At 71.0% G+C, this 16,175-nt stretch carries 5 protein-coding genes; all 5 read left to right on the top strand.

Features of this window, described 5'->3' with window-relative positions; translation table 11 throughout:
- Genes ACRAKF_RS00220 through ACRAKF_RS00200 form a run of 5 tightly spaced genes read left to right on the top strand, consistent with a single transcriptional unit; the run spans position 1 to position 16,162 of the window.
- Entirely contained in the window at positions 1-12,660 is a 12,660-nt protein-coding gene (locus tag ACRAKF_RS00220) for an amino acid adenylation domain-containing protein (RefSeq protein ID WP_447034614.1), read from the top strand.
- A gap of 4 nt (positions 12,661-12,664) precedes the next feature.
- A complete protein-coding gene (locus ACRAKF_RS00215) occupies positions 12,665-12,880 on the top strand; it encodes an MbtH family protein (protein WP_447034613.1) in 216 nt (71 codons plus the stop codon).
- 47 nt (positions 12,881-12,927) lie between these two features.
- Positions 12,928-14,535, top strand: coding sequence for a (2,3-dihydroxybenzoyl)adenylate synthase (locus ACRAKF_RS00210; RefSeq protein ID WP_447034612.1), 1,608 nt, complete (start codon positions 12,928-12,930; stop codon positions 14,533-14,535).
- Complete coding sequence (locus ACRAKF_RS00205) at positions 14,532-15,917, top strand: salicylate synthase (RefSeq protein WP_447034611.1); 1,386 nt, start codon at positions 14,532-14,534, stop codon at positions 15,915-15,917. The genes ACRAKF_RS00210 and ACRAKF_RS00205 overlap by 4 nt, the downstream gene beginning before the upstream one ends.
- Positions 15,914-16,162, top strand: a complete 249-nt coding sequence (locus tag ACRAKF_RS00200) for a phosphopantetheine-binding protein (RefSeq protein WP_447034610.1) — start codon at positions 15,914-15,916, stop codon at positions 16,160-16,162. Before ACRAKF_RS00205 ends, ACRAKF_RS00200 begins: the two co-directional genes overlap by 4 nt.
- Positions 16,163-16,175 lie beyond the last annotated feature (13 nt).

Here is a 16,175-nt window from a genome sequence, read left to right as displayed (position 1 = left end):
ATGATCCCGTTGTCGTTCGCGCAGCGCCGGCTGTGGTTCTTGCAGCAGATGGAGGGTCCCGGCGCCACGTACAACATTCCGCTGGCGTTGCGGTTGAAGGGGGACCTGGACCGGGCGGCGTTGCGGGCCGCCCTGGGTGATGTGGTGGGGCGGCACGAGAGTCTGCGTACGGTCTTCCCGGAGCGGGACGGGGTGGCGTACCAGGAGGTGTTGGGGCCGGCGGCGGCGCGTCCGGTGCTGGGTATCACCGGTGTCACGGGTGAGGAGCTGGCGCAGGGGCTTGCCGCGGCGGCGCGGCAGCCTTTCGATCTGGTCGCGGGACTGCCGGTGCGGGCGGAGTTGTTCGTGCTGGCGCCGGATGAGCATGTGTTGTTGGTCGTGGTGCATCACATCGCTGGTGACGGGTGGTCGCTGGGGCCGTTGTCCCGGGACTTGGCGGCGGCGTACGCGGCTCGTCGGGAGGGCCGTGCTCCGCGGTGGGATCCGTTGCCGGTGCAGTATGTGGACTACACGCTGTGGCAGCACGAGTTGCTGGGTGATCCGTCCGACCCGGAGAGCCTGTTCGCGACGCAGCTCGCCTACTGGACCGACGCCCTCACGGGACTGCCCGAGCAGGTCGGACTGCCGACGGACCGGCCACGTCCCGCGGTGGCGACCTACCGCGGTGGCCACCTGCTGGTCCGGCTGGACGAGGACCTGCGCCGACGCCTCGCCGATATGGCGCACGCCAACGGGGCGAGCCTGTTCATGGTCCTCCAGGCCGGCCTGGCCGCGCTGCTGACGCGTCTCGGCGCGGGCACGGACATTCCCATCGGTTCGCCGATCGCCGGCCGCACCGACGAGGCACTGAACGATCTGGTCGGGTTCTTCGTCAACACCCTGGTACTGCGCACCGACACCTCGGGCCGTCCGGGTTTTCGTGAGCTGGTCGGGCGGGTGCGCACCACGGCGCTGGCCGCGTACGACCATCAGGACGTGCCGTTCGAGCATCTGGTCGAGGTGCTCAACCCGGCCAGGTCGCTGTCCCACCACCCGCTGTTCCAGATCACCTTGGCCCTGCAGAACACGCCGGCGGCCGGTTTCGAGCTGCCGGGACTCGAAGCCGAACTCGTACCGGCGCCCACCGGCACCTCGAGGTTCGACCTGTCGATCCGCCTGGCTGAACGTCGTGGCGTGAACGGCACGCCCGACGGGCTGGAAGGAATCATCGAGTACGCCACTGATCTGTTCGACCCCGGAGCGGTCGAGACGCTGTTCGCGCGGTGGATCCGGTTGCTCAGGGCGGTGGCGGCCGACCCGGACACCCCGATCGACCGCATCGACGTGCTCACACCCGAGGAGCGCACGGCCTTGCTCGTCGAGCGCAATGCCACCGAGGCACCGATTCCCCCGGTCTGCCTGGGCGGCCTCTTCGAGGCCCAGGCCGCGGCGACACCGGACGCGATCGCCGTCGTCTGCGGCGACACGACCACGACCTATGCGGAGCTGAACGCGCGGGCGAATCGGCTGGCGCACTCGCTCATCGAGCGGGGGACCGGTCCCGAGCAGGTCGTGGCGCTGTCGCTGCCCCGGTCCACGGAACTGATCGTGGCGATGCTCGCGGTGGTCAAGGCCGGCGCGGCCTATCTGGCGGTGGATCCGCACTACCCGTCGGCGCGCATCGAGTTCATGCTCGCCGACGCTCGGCCCGCCGCGGTGCTGAACGCCGACGATGTGCGGGACGCCCTGTCGGCCGGGTTCGCGGACACCGACCCGACCGACGCGGAACGTGTGACCCCGCTCGTCCCGCACCACCCCGCGTACGTGATCTACACGTCTGGCTCGACCGGCGCGCCCAAGGCCGTGGTCGTCACCCACATGGGCCTCGCGGGGCTCGCCACGGCGCAGATCGAACGGCTCTCCGTCGACGAGCACAGCCGTGTGCTGCAGTTTGCCTCGCCCAGCTTCGACGCCTCCGTCTCGGACGTGTGCATGGCGCTGATGTCCGGGGCCGCGCTGGTCGTCGCACCGACGGACGAGCTGATGCCCGGGACGCCCTTGCGCACACTGGTCGAACAGCAGCGGGTGACCCACGTGAAGCTGCCGCCATCGGCACTCGCGGTACTGCCGGCCGATGCGCTGCCCTCGGTGACGACCTTGGCCGTGGCCGGCGAGGCGTGCCCGCCGGACCTCGTGGCCGCCTGGGCGGACGGCCCACGGATGATCAACGTGTACGGTCCGACCGAGGCGACCGTCTGTGCCACGATGAGTGAGCCGCTGCGCGCCGGAGTGCCGCCCATCGGACGGCCGATCGCGAACACTCGGGTGTTCGTGCTGGACGATGCTCTGCGTCCGGTTCCGGACGGCGTGCCCGGCGAACTCCACCTCGCGGGCCCCGGGTTGGCCCGCGGCTACCTGGGCCGGCCCGGCACGACGGCGGAGCGGTTCGTGGCATGTCCGTTCGGGCCCGCCGGCGCACGCATGTACCGGACCGGTGACCTGGTCCGGTGGAATGCCGACGGTGAGCTGGAGTATCTGCGCCGGACCGACGACCAGGTGAAGATCCGTGGCTTCCGGATCGAGCCCGGTGAGATCGAGGCCGCGCTCACCGAGCACCCGGACGTGGCCCGAGCCGCGGTCGTCGCCCGCTGCGACCACGCGGACGGCGCGCGGCTCGTCGCCTACGTGGTCCCCGCCGGCACCGGCGCGGTCGGGGACGAACAGGCGGCACGCGGCAGGGTCGACGAGTGGCGGCAGATGTACGAGTCCCTGCACGCCGCGTCGGACGCCCCGGCCTTCGACGACTTCAGCCGGTGGATCAGCAGCTACACCGGTGAGTTGATCCCGGCGGCGCAGATGCGGGAATGGCGTGATCAGGCCGTGGACCGCATCGCTTCGTTGCGGCCGCGGCGGGTGCTGGAGATCGGGGCCGGCACGGGTCTGCTGCTGTCCGAGCTGGCGTCCGGCTGCGAGAGCTACTGGGCCACCGATTTCTCCGCTCCGGCGATCAGCAGCCTCGCCGCCGCGCTCGAGAGCCGGCCCGAGCTGGCCGGGCGGGTGGTGCTGCGCACCCAGGCAGCCGACGACGTCGAGGGGCTGCCGGCCGGCTGGTTCGACACGGTGATCCTGAACTCGGTGGTGCAGTACTTTCCGAGCGCCGCCTACCTGACGCAGGTGCTGACCCAGGCGCTGGACCTGCTGGCACCCGGGGGCGCTCTGTTCGTGGGAGACGTCCGCAACGCGTCGCTGCTGCGGCCGCTGGCCACCATGGTCCAGTTGCACCGGGCGCACGGGTCGGCTGATCCGGAGGCGGTGCGCCGGGCTGTCGAGCAGGCCATGCGGACCGAGGAGGAACTGCTGGTGGCCCCGGAGTTCTTCCCCGCACTGCATGCCACGTACGGCGCGGTCGACGCGGTGGACATCCAGGTCAAACGAGGCCGCTTCCACAACGAACTGACCCGCTACCGCTACGACGTCGTCCTGCACAAGCGTCCGGCGGCCGTGCTGCCACTGGACGAGGCACCCCGGCTCGCATGGGGCCGGCAGATCTCCGGCCTCACCGCACTGACGCGGTGCCTGGAGAGCGCACGGCACCCTGTCATGCGGCTGACCGGTGTGCCCAACACCCGGCTGAGCGACGACATGACCCTCACCCGCGCGTTCGAATCCGGTGGCGCGCTGCCGGAGATCCTCGACCGACTGACGGCCGCCGAGCTCGCCCCGGCGGCGTCGGAAACCGGCCCGGAGGCCCTCCGGGCGCTGGGAGAGCGACACGGCTACTGGACCGGGGTCACTTGGTCGACCACCGCTCCGGACGCGCTGGACATCGTCTTCGCCGCCCGTGAGCTGGTTACGGACGCGGTGCCCTCGGGCGTGTACCGGCCGACCGGCTCCGGGCAGGAGCCGCTGTCCTCGTGGACGAACGACCCGGCCCGTTCCCGGGACACCGGCACACTGATCAGCGGGCTGCGGGAGTGGATGCGCGAGCGGGTCCCGCCGTACATGGTTCCTGCCGCGACGATCGTGCTGGACACATTGCCGACGACCTCCAACGGGAAACTCGACAAGTCCGCCTTGCCGGCGCCGGACTCGGGCAGGACGACAGGCCGCCGCGCCCCGCGGACACCGCAGGAACAGGTGCTGACGGAGTTGTTCGGCGAGGTACTGGGGGTACCCGCGGTCGGCATCGACGACGACTTCTTCGAGCTGGGCGGGCACTCACTCCTGGCCACCCGCCTGATCGCCAGGATCCGCGCGACCTTCGATGCCGAGATCGATCTGCGCTCACTCTTCGAGTGCCCGACACCCGCGGGCGCGGCCGGGTGCCTGGCGCGAGCGGACCGAGCCCGGCTGCCGCTCACCCGGGGGGAGCGGCCGAGGCAGGTGCCGCTGTCGTTCGCGCAGCGTCGCCTGTGGTTCCTGGAAGCCATGAACGGCCCCAATGCCACGTACAACATCCCGTTGGCCCTGCGGTTGCGCGGAGTCCTGGACCGCGGGGCACTGCACGCGGCGCTGGGCGATGTGGTCGAGCGGCACGAAAGCCTGCGCACGACGTTTCCGGACCGGGACGGCGTGGCCTTCCAACGGATCCTCGATCCGGAGGCCGCACGTGCGGAGCTGCGCGTCACACCGACCACCACCGCGGAGCTGCCAGGGCTGCTGGCCGCGAAGGGACGCCGTGCGTTCAACCTGGCCACCGAGCTGCCGGTGCGCGCGGAACTGTTCACGCTGGCACCGGATGACCAGGTACTGCTGCTCGTGATGCACCACATCGCGGGAGACGGCTGGTCCTTCGGCCCGCTGGCGAAGGACCTGGCGGCCGCGTACACGGCCCGCCGCGAGGGGCGTGCGCCGACCTGGCCGCCGCTGCCGGTGCAGTACGTGGACTACACGCTGTGGCAGCACGAGCTGCTGGGAGACCAGTCGGATCCGGACAGCCTGTTCGCGACGCAGCTCGCCTACTGGACCCGGGCGCTGGCGGGGCTGCCGGAGCAGGTGGCGCTCCCCGCCGACCGGCCGCGTCCGGCGCTCGCGTCCCATCGAGGGGAGCGCCTGCCGGTCCGCCTGGAACCTGAGCTGCACCAGCGGCTGCGCCGGCTGGCGCGTGCCGAGGGGGCGAGTCTGTTCATGGTCCTTCAGGCGGGGCTGGCCGCGTTGCTGACGCGGCTGGGTGCGGGCACGGACATTCCCATCGGTTCGCCGATCGCGGGCCGGACGGATCAGGCCATGGATGATCTGGTCGGGTTCTTCGTGAACACGTTGGTGCTGCGGACGGACACCTCCGGGCACCCCGGTTTCACGGAACTGGTCGGCCGGGTCCGGGAGACCGCGCTGGCCGCGTACGACCACCAGGACGTGCCGTTCGAGTACCTGGTGGAGGTGCTCAACCCGGGCAGGTCGCTGTCCCACCAGCCGCTGTTCCAAATTACGCTGGCCCTGCAGAACACCCCACTGGCCGGTTTCGAGCTGCCCGGACTCGAAGCCGAACTCGTACCCGCGCCCACCGGCACCTCGAAGTTCGACCTGTCCTTCCACTTCTGGGAGCTGCACGACGGGCGGAACGAACCCGCCGGACTGGGAGGGATGATCGAGTACGCGAGCGATCTGTTCGACACGGCCACCGTGGAGGACATGTTCGCGCGACTGGTGCGGCTGCTCGAAGCCGCGGTCGCCGACCCGCACGCGCCGATCAGCCGGCTGGACCTGCTCACGTCGCAGGAGCGCACGCGGTCGCTCGGCGGCCGCAATGCCACCGCGTTCCCCGTCCCGCCGGCCACGCTGCCCGCGATGTTCGAGGCACAGACGGCCGCTCACCCCGACGCCGTCGCGGTGGTCTCCGGCACGACCACCCTGGCCTATGCGGAGTTGAATGGGAGGGCGAACCGGTTGGCGCGTCTGCTCATCGCGCGGGGTGTTGGTCCCGAGCAGTTCGTGGCGTTGTCGTTGCCGAGGTCGGTCGATCTGGTCGTCGCGATCCTGGCGGTGGTCAAGGCCGGTGCCGGGTATCTGCCGCTGGATCCGGACTATCCCGCCGGGCGGATCGAGTTCATGCTTGCCGATGCGCGGCCGGCGCTGGTACTGACCGCCGGCGACCTTGAGGATGCTGCGCTGGCCGGGTTCGCCGGCACCGATCTGACGGATACCGATCGTCTGGCCCCGCTGGTTGTGCGGCATCCGGCGTATCTGATCTACACGTCGGGGTCCACCGGAAGGCCGAAGGCTGTGGTCGTCACGCATGCGGGTATCGCGAGTCTGGTGGCGGCGCAGACCGATCGTCTTGCTCTGGATGAGTGCAGTCGGGTTTTGCAGTTCGCGTCGCCGAGCTTTGATGCCTCGTTCTGGGAGGTGGTCATGGCTTTGCTGTCGGGTGGTGCCTTGGTCGTGGCTCCTGGTGATCAGCTCGTGCCCGGCCTTCCTTTGATTCGTCTGGTGCGTGAGCAGGGGGTGACGCATGCTCTGCTGCCGCCGTCGGTTCTGTCGGTGTTGCCGGAGGGGGCTTGCTGGCCGGGTCTGACGACGTTGGTCGTGGGCGGGGAGGCGTGTTCGTCCGAGGTGGTGTCGGTGTGGTCCGGTGGCCGGCGGTTGGTCAATGCCTATGGTCCGACGGAGTCGACGGTCTGCGTGACGATGAGCGGGGGGCTCAAGGCTGGTGTGGCGCCGATCGGACGGCCGATCGTGAACACGCGGGTGTTCGTGCTGGACGGTGGTCTGTGTCCGGTGCCGGATGGTGTGGTGGGGGAGTTGTATGTGGCGGGTGAGGGGCTGGCCCGGGGGTACTTGCGGCGTCCGGGTCTGACGGGGGAGCGGTTCGTGGCGTGTCCGTTCGGGCCCGCTGGTTCGCGGATGTACCGGACCGGTGACCTCGTCCGGTGGAACAGCGGTGGTGATCTGGAGTATCTCGGCCGGACCGACGACCAGGTCAAGATCCGCGGGTTCCGGATCGAACCGGGCGAGATCGAGGCCACGCTCGTGAAGCACCCGGCAGTGGCCCAAGCGGCGGTGACCGTCCGCCAGGACCATGACGGCGACCCTCGACTGATCGCCTACGTCGTGCCCGACCGCTCCGCCGGCCGACGTGACCGGAAGGCGGAGCGGGCGCAGATCGGCGAGTGGCAGCAGATCTACGACGAGCTGTACTCCGCGTCCGACGCGGAGTTCGGAGACGACTTCAGCGGCTGGAACAGCAGCTACTCGGGTCTGCCGATCCCCTTGCGGCAGATGCGGGAATGGCGGGACACGACCGTCGAACGGGTCAGGTCGCTCGGCCCGCGCCGGGTACTGGAGATCGGCGCCGGATCAGGTCTGCTCCTGTCCCGGCTGGCACCGCACTGCGAGAGCTACTGGGCCACCGACTTCTCCGACGCCGCGATCCGCATGCTGGACACGGCGGTCCGGCGCGACTGCGAGCTGACGGGGCGCGTGGAGGTGCGCACCCAGGCCGCCGACGACGTCGAGGGGCTGCCGGCCGGCTGGTTCGACACGGTGATCCTGAACTCGGTGGTGCAGTACTTCCCGAGCGCCGACTACCTCGCGCGGGTACTTGACCAGGCGCTGGACCTGCTGGCCCCCGGCGGATCGCTGTTCGTCGGAGACGTACGCAACGCCGCGCTGCTGCGGCCGCTGGTGACGGCCGCACAGGTGCACCGCGGCCACGGTGGCACCGGCCCCGAAGCGGTGCGCCGGTCGGTGGACCAGGCCCTCAGGGCCGAGGAGGAACTGCTGGTGCATCCAGAGTTCTTCCCGGCACTGCAAGCCGTCAACGATGAGATCGGCGCCGTCGACATCCGGATCAGGCACGGCCGCTTCCACAACGAACTGACCCGCTACCGCTACGACGTGGTCCTGCGTAAACGCCCCGTCTCCGTACTGTCGTTGGCAGAGGCACCGCGGCTCCGGTGGGGTATGCAGGCCGCGGACCTCGACGCGCTGCGGGACCGCCTCAGGAGCGAGCAGCCGCCGGTCATGAGGGTGACCGGAGTGCCGAACGCCAGGATCGCCGGTGACCTCACGACGACTCACGCGGTGCTGGCGGGGGACGCGCTGCCCGAGCCGGCCGCCCCCGAACCGGCATCGTGGGAAGTCACCACGGAGGCACCCGACCCGGAAGCCCTGCGGGAGCTGGGGGAGGAATGCGGATACTGGGTCGGCATCACCTGGTCGACGGCCTCCTCCGAGACCCTGGACGTGGTGTTCGCCGACGCGCCGCCGACCGGGGCGAACGCTCCGACGGACCTGTACCGCCCTGCCGCCGACCGGCAGAAGCCGTTGTCCACCTGGACGAACGACCCGACCGGCGCCCGGGACGCCGGCGCGCTCGCCACAGACGCGCGCGAGTGGTTGCGCGGCCAGGTGCCGGCGCACATGGTTCCCGGCGCGGTCGTGGTGCTGGACGCACTGCCGCTGACCCCCAACGGGAAGCTGGACCACGCCGCGCTGCCGGCACCCGAGTACGCCGTCTCCCGCACAGCCCGGGCACCTGGCACCCCACAGGAGGAACTGCTCGGCGGCCTCTTCGCCGAGGTACTCGGCGTGCCCGGGGTCGGCGCGGACGACGACTTCTTCGACCTGGGCGGCCATTCGCTGCTCGCCACGAGGCTCATCGCGCGCATCCGCGTCACATTCGGGGCGGAAGTGGAGCTGCGCGCCCTGTTCGAGAACCCGACACCGGCCGGCATGGCGGAGTGTCTGGCGGGTGCCGACGACGCGCGGCCGGCCCTGATCCGGCAGGAGCGCCCGGAACGGCTGCCGTTGTCGTTCGCCCAGCGACGTTTCTGGTTCCTGCACCAGATGGAGGACCCCGGCGCCTCCTACAACATCCCGCTGGCGTTGCGGCTGCGCGGGGTCGTCGACCGCGCGGCGCTGCGAGCCGCGCTGGACGACGTGCTCGCCCGTCACGAAAGCTTGCGCACCGTCTTCCCCGAGCACGACGGGGTGGCGTACCAGCGGATCCTGGAGCCCGAAACGGCGCGCCGGGATCTCGGCGTCACCAGGACCACCCCGGGTGAACTGACCGAGGCGCTCGGCGCGGTCGCGCGCAGGCCGTTCGCCCTGGCCACCGAGATCCCGGTACGGGCGGAACTCTTCGTGGTCGCACCCGACGACCAGGTACTGCTGATCGTCATGCACCACATCGCCGGTGACGCTTGGTCCTGCGGACCGTTGTCGCGCGATCTGGCGACCGCCTACGCCGCGCGCCGCAGGGGCGAGGCACCGGACTGGGCACCCCTGCCCGTGCAGTACGCCGACTACACGCTGTGGCAGCACCAGCTCCTGGGCGACCATACCGACGCGGACAGCCTGTTCGCTGCCCAGATGAACTACTGGACCGGACAGCTGGCCGGACTGCCCGAGCGGCTGGAACTGCCGACCGACCGGCCGCGGCCCGCGGTGTCGTCCCACCGGGGCGGGCACCTGCCGGTGCGGATCGACCCCGTCCTGCACCAGGGACTGCACTACCTGGCCCGGGCGAACGGCGCCAGCCTGTTCATGGTGCTCCAGGCAGGACTGGCGGCGTTACTCACCCGGCTCGGCGGCGGCCACGACATCCCCATCGGGTCACCGATCGCCGGCCGCACCGACCACGCCCTGGACGGCCTGGTCGGGTTCTTCGTCAACATGCTTGTCCTGCGCACCGACACATCCGGCCATCCCACCTTCACCGAGCTGGTCGGCCAGGTACGGGAGCGGGCACTGACCGCCTACGACCACCAGGACGTGCCGTTCGAATACCTGGTGGAACGGCTCAACCCTGCCCGGTCACTGGCCCACCACCCCCTGTTCCAGATCATGCTGGCCCTGCAGAACACCCCGGAGGCCGGCTTCGAACTCGCCGGCACCGCCACCACCTTCGTGGCAGTGCCGACCGGCACCGCGAAGTTCGACCTGACGATCCGCCTGTCCGAACGCCGCGATCCCACCGGCGCCCCGGACGGCCTGGAGGGAATGATCGAGTACGCGCGGGACCTCTACGACGCGAGCACCGTCGAGGACATGTTCGCCCGGTGGGTACGGCTGCTGGAGGCCTTCGTCACCGCACCGGACACCCCCGTCGACCAGGCCGACGTGCTCGCGCCCGAGGAGCGCACCCGCCTGCTCGTCGAGCGCAACGCCACCGAGGCGCCCGTCCCGGCCGACACGTTGACCTCCTTGTTCCGGGCCCGCGTCGAAACGGGGCCGAACGAGGTGGCCGTCGTCTGCGACAGCGTGACGCTCACCTACGCCGAGCTGGACTCGCGGTCCAACCGGCTGGCGCAGCGGCTCCTCGGCCTCGGAGTCGGCGCGGAGAGCGCGGTGGCGCTGCTGGTCGAACGGTCGGCCGACCTCGTGGTCGCGATGCTGGCGGTGATCAAAGCGGGCGGGGCGTACGTGCCGCTGGACCCCCGCTACCCGCTGTCGCGGATGGAACTGATCACCGCCGAGACCGGTGCCTCGGTGTTGCTCGCCGACGAGGCCGGACGGGCTCATCCGCTGGCGGCAGGCACGGCACTCGCCGTCGTGGAAGTGGAGTCGCAGGGCGCCGCAGCCGATCCTGGCCTGCCGTGCGATCCGGACCAGCTCGCCTACGTGATGTACACGTCCGGCTCCACCGGAACGCCCAAGGGCATCGCGATCACCCATCGTGACGTCGTGGAGCTGGCGTCCGATCCATGCTGGCGGGGCGGGGACCACCAACGGGTGCTGGCCCACTCGCCGGCCGCCTTCGACGCGTTCACCTACGAGGTGTGGGTGCCGCTGCTCGCCGGCGGCCGGGTCGTGGTGGCGCCGCCCGGCGACCCGGACCCTGCCGCCCTGCGGCGTCTGGTCGCCGAACAGGGCGTCACCGCGGTTTTCCTGACGACGGCGTTGTTCAACGTGATGGCGGAGCACCTGCCGGAGTGCTTCACCGGCGTCCGGCAGGTGTGGACCGGCGGCGAGACGGCGTCGCCCGCGGCGTTCCGGGCCGTGCTCGACGCGTGCCCGGACACCACCGTGGTCCACGTCTACGGTCCGACGGAGACCACGACGTTCGCCACCTGCCGTCCGATGCGCGTACCGCGTCAGGTGCCGGCGGTCGTACCGGTCGGCAGGCCCATGGCCAACACGCGGGCGTATGTGCTGGACGCCGGGCTTCGCCCGGTGCCCGCGGGTGTGACGGGTGAGCTGTACCTGGCCGGCGCCGGACTGGCGCGAGGCTACCTGGGCCGGCCCGGCCTCACGGCGGAGCGATTCGTGGCCTGCCCGTTCGGGCCCGCGGGCGCCCGCATGTACCGGACCGGCGATCTGGCGCGGTGGAACGCCGACCACGACCTGGAGTACCTGGGCCGCGCGGACGACCAGGTCAAGATCCGCGGGTTCCGGATCGAGCCCGGCGAGGTCGAGAACACGCTGAGCGAACACCCGGAGGTCGTGCGGGTGGCGGTGATCGCATGCCGTGACCAGCCGGGCGGCCCGCGGCTCGTGGCGTACGTGACCGGTGACGGATGCCGTCCGCGGGAGCTGCGGCAGTGGGTGGCGCAGCGGCTGCCCGCGTACATGGTCCCGGCCGCGGTCGTGGTCCTCGACGCACTGCCGCTGACGCCCACTGGAAAGACGGACCGGGCCGCCCTGCCCGCGCCGGAGGCCACTGTGGTCACCGGCGCCGGCCCGGCCCCGCGGACACCGCAGGAACAGTTGCTCTGCGAGTTGTTCAGCGAGGTACTGGGGGTGCCGGGCGTAGGGGTCCACAGCGACTTCTTCGACCTGGGCGGGCACTCGCTGCTCGCCACCCGCCTGATCGTGCGGATCCGCGCCGCCTTCGGCGTACAGGTGGAACTGCGCGCCCTGTTCGAGAACCCGACACCGGCGGGCATGGCGGGGTGCCTGGGAGTCGACGACGGCGGTGACATGTTCGCCCTGATGCTGCCCCTGCGGGCCGGACGACCGGGCACACCGCTGTTCTGCGTCCACCCCGGCGGCGGGATCAGCTGGTCCTACTGCGGCCTGCTGCGGCACCTCGGCCCGGACCACCCGGTCTACGGAGTGCAGGCGCGCGGTCTCGGTCGCCCGGAGCCGCTTCCCTCCTCCCTCGAGGAGATGGCCGCCGATTACGCCGACGAGATCCAGCGCGCGCAACCGCGCGGTCCGTACGCCCTCAGCGGCTGGTCGTTCGGTGGTCTGGCGGCGCACGCCGTCGCCACCGAGCTGGAACGGCGTGGTGAACGGGTGGCACTGCTGGTGATCTTCGACGCGTACCCGGTACGGGCCGGGAGCGGGAAGATCGTGGAGGTCGACGAGAGCGAGATCCTCGTCGGTCTGCTGGACATGATCGAATGTGATGTCACCGCTCTGCGGGACGAACCGCCGACGTTCGCCGAGGCCATGGCCCTCCTGCGCGCCCAAGGACACGCGCTGGCGAACATCGACGAGTTCCACCTCACTGCCATGACCGCGATCCTCGCCAACAACAACCGGCTGGCGGTCGGCCACACCCCCTCGGTCTTCCACGGGGACGTGCTGCTGTTCGACGCGACGATCGACCCGCCGGAACGCAAGCCCTCGCCCGAGACCTGGCGGCCCTACGTCGGCGGCCGCATCGACGTGCATCGCGTCGACGCCCGGCACGACCGCCTCATGCAGCCGGAACCACTGGCGCTCATGGGGCCCGTGCTCGCCGCCAGGCTCCGGGACATCACCGCCGACAACTCACCCGACCAGGAGGTCTGACGTCATGACGAACCCCTTCGAGGACACCGATGGCACGTTCTTGGTGCTGCGCAACGACGAGTCCCAGCACTCGTTGTGGCCCTCCTTCGTAGAGGTGCCCGACGGGTGGCAGGTGGTCCACCCGCCGGGCACCAGGCAGGCCTGCCTCGACTACATCGAGGACAACTGGACTGACATGCGGCCGCAGAGCCTGATCGACGCCGGAAAAGACCAGCGGTAGATGAACCGGTGTTCCGCGGCACGTTCCGCGGTGGAAGGGGGCGGCTGATGCTGGCGGGCTGCACCGACTGGCCCGAGGCGGTGGCGGCAGGCTACCGCGAGGACGGTCTATGGCGTGGAGAGGCACTCGGGGTCCTGCTGCGGCGCGGCGCACAGCGCCACCCGGACCGGACCGCGCTGGTGGCACAGGGGTCGCGGTGGACGTACGCCCGGCTGGACGAGCTGGTGGACCGGCGCGCGGCCGGGTTCGCGGAGCGGGGCATCGCCACGGGTGACCGGGTGGTGGTGCAGCTGCCCAACGTCGCGGAGTTCGTGGTGGTCTGCTTCGCGCTGTGGCGGATCGGGGCGTGCCCGGTGTTCTGCCTGCCGTCCTACCGCGCGGTGGAGGTGGAGCACCTGTGCGGCCTGACCGGACCGGTCGCGTACGTGATCCCGGACATCTACCTCGGCCACGACTACCGGCCCCTCGCCGACGCGATGCGTCAACGGTTCCCTTCGCTGCGCGACGTCTTCGTCGTCGGTGACTCCGGCGGACACACCGCGATCACCGACGTGGTGGCCGCGGCGCGGCGGTTCACCGAACCCGACCCCGGTGACGTGGCGTTCTTCCTGCTCTCCGGCGGAACGACGGGACTGCCCAAGCTGATCCCGCGCACCCACGACGACTACGGCTACCAGGTCCGCGCGAGCGCCGAGCTGTGCGGACTGACCCCGCACAGCGTCTATCTCGCCGTGCTGCCCGTCGAGTTCAACTTCACGTGGGGATGTCCCGGGGTCATGGGCGCGCTCGCGGCGGGCGGTACCGCGGTGCTGGCGGTGCCGTCGGCCACGGACGACCTCTTCGCGCTCGTCGGGGAGGAAGGGGTCACCTTCACGTCCCTGGTGCCCAGTCTGGTCCACCAGTGGCTCGACGAGGTCGCCTGCACGACGAACGCTCCGTCCGGTCTCGAGGTGCTCCAGGTCGGCGGTGCCCCACTGCACCAGGACCTCGCCGCGCGCGCCGCCAGAGAGCTGGGCTGCACCCTGCAACAGGTCTACGGCATGGCGGAAGGCCTGCTGTGCCTCACCCGCCTCGACAGCCCGCGCAGGACGGTGTTGGGCACCCAGGGCCGCCCGCTGTCGGATGCCGACGAACTGCTGGTGGTCGACGCCGAGGGCCGGGAGGTGCCACCCGGCGAACCGGGCGAACTGCTGACCCGCGGCCCGTACACCCTCCGTGGCTACTACCGCGGAGGTGACCACAACACCCTCGCCTTCACCTCGGACGGCTTCTACCGCACCGGTGACCTGGTACGGGTGCTGTCCGACGGCTCGGTCGTCGTCGAAGGCAGACGCAAGGAGGTCATCATCCGCGGCGGGGACAAGGTCAGCCCCGTCGAGATCGAGGGCTACCTGCTCGACCACCCCGGGGTGCGCCAGGTCGCCGTGGTCGGCATCCCGCATCCGCTGCTGGGCGAGAGCACCTGTGCCTGCGTCGTCGCCGGGGAGGAACCACTCGACCTGGCCCGGTTGCGCGGCGCGCTGCAGCGACGCGGGGTGGCCGACTACAAGCTGCCGGACCGGCTGGAGATCCTGCCCGGCCTGCCGGTGACCGCGTTGGGCAAGGTCGACAAGAAGAGGCTCGCCGCACAACTGTCCGCGGGAGGCCGGCCATGAGCGCCCTGGACGGACTGGTCGAGCGCGCCCACCAGCCGGCGGCGGGTGACACGGCGAGGAAGGTGGTACTGCCCGGACCGGCCGACGACGTGGCGGCCACGGTGGCGCTCGCGGAGTGCGGACTCTTCGACGACTACGTCAGCTATCAAGGGCAGGGCGTCCGCTGGTTCGCAGGCAACGCCAGGGCCAGTGTCGTGGTCGACGACCGGCTGATGCTGCGCCACCACCCTCCCGGCCGCGGCGCGGCCCGTTCCGCGGAAGAACGGCTACTGCGGCGGCTCGGTGACGCGGTCGGACGGATGGTGGGACCGGGCGAGCGCGCCTTCGGCTACCTCGCCTTCGAACTGGCCCGCCCCGCCGAGGGCCCGGTCGCCGTGGGCAGGCCGCTCGCGCACTTCATGGTGCCGGAGGTCGAGATCTGCTGGTCGGCCTCGGGTGTGCAGGTCACCGGCCACGACGGGGCGCTGATCGACGGAGTCGTCGAGATCCTGCACTCCGTCGCGCCGCTCGACGTGCCGGCCGCCACCCCGGTCGACCTCCATCCCCCGGGACACCGCCACCTCTACGAGCAGCGCGTCGCCGATGCCGTCGCCGCGATCCGGCGGCAGGACCTGGCCAAGGCCATCATCTCCCGGCGCCTGGAGGTGCCGTTCCCGGTGGCCCTGCCGCGCAGCTATGCGCTGGGGCTGCGGCAGAACACGCCGGCCAGGTCGTACCTGTTACGGCTCGGCGACCGCCGGTGCGCCGGGTTCAGCCCGGAGATCCTGGCCGCTGTCACGGCCGCGGGCGAGGTCGTCACCGAGCCACTGGCGGGCACCCGGCCCCTGCGTGGCGACGCGGCAAAGGATCTGCGGCTGCGGCAAGAGCTGGAGTGGGACGTCAAGGAGTGCTATGAGCACGTCATCTCGGTCCGGCAGTCCGCCGCCGAGCTGCGCAGGGTCTGCGATCCGGCCGGCGTGACGGTGCGGGACCTGCTCACCGTGAAGCAGCGGGGAACGGTGCAGCACCTGGGCTCCAGCGTCACCGGCCGACTGGCTCCAGGCCACGACGCCTGGGACGCTCTCGAGGCGCTGTTCCCGGCGGTCACCGCCTCCGGAATCTCCAAGGAGCAGGCCCTGCCGGTGATCGCGGCGTCCGAGACGGACCCGAGAGAGCTCTACGCGGGAGCCGTCTGCATGGTCGACGCCTTGGGAGCCCTGGACAGCGCGGTGGTCCTGCGATCGGTGTTCCAGCACCGCGACGGGCCGACGTGGCTGCGCGCGGGCGCCGGGATCGTCACGGACTCCGATCCCGGCCGGGAGTACGACGAGACCACCGACAAGCTGCGGTCCGTGGCCCACTGCCTGGTCCGGGCCACCACGAAGGAGGAGGGCATCCGATGACCGTCCCGAACGAGCCCCTCACCAGGGACTCCTTGCGCGAACTGATCGCCGCGTGGCTCGATGTGCCGCCCGGGGAACTGGACGAGGACACCAGTCTGGTGACCCTGGGCATGAACTCGCTGGAGATCATGTCCATCGTCAACCGGCTGCGCCGCTGCGGCATCCCCGTCACCTACGACGGCCTGGCCGCCCGGCCCACGCTCACCGCCTGGTGGCGGACGATCACCGAGGCGCACGCCGGGTGAGGGCGCGGGAAGC

This window comes from Streptomyces sp. DSM 118878 (assembly GCF_052936595.1).
The sequence above is the reverse complement of the archived record's forward strand: the minus strand, read 5'-3'. Positions and strand labels throughout refer to the sequence as shown.

What these genes read in the sequence shown, in the direction of transcription:
- ACRAKF_RS00220 (WP_447034614.1), top strand. Translation starts at nt 1, where the DNA reads ATGATCCCGTTGTCGTTCGCGCAGCGCCGGCTGTGGTTCTTGCAGCAG.
- ACRAKF_RS00215 (WP_447034613.1), top strand. Translation starts at nt 12,665, where the DNA reads ATGACGAACCCCTTCGAGGACACCGATGGCACGTTCTTGGTGCTGCGC.
- ACRAKF_RS00210 (WP_447034612.1), top strand. Translation starts at nt 12,928, where the DNA reads ATGCTGGCGGGCTGCACCGACTGGCCCGAGGCGGTGGCGGCAGGCTAC.
- ACRAKF_RS00205 (WP_447034611.1), top strand. Translation starts at nt 14,532, where the DNA reads ATGAGCGCCCTGGACGGACTGGTCGAGCGCGCCCACCAGCCGGCGGCG.
- ACRAKF_RS00200 (WP_447034610.1), top strand. Translation starts at nt 15,914, where the DNA reads ATGACCGTCCCGAACGAGCCCCTCACCAGGGACTCCTTGCGCGAACTG.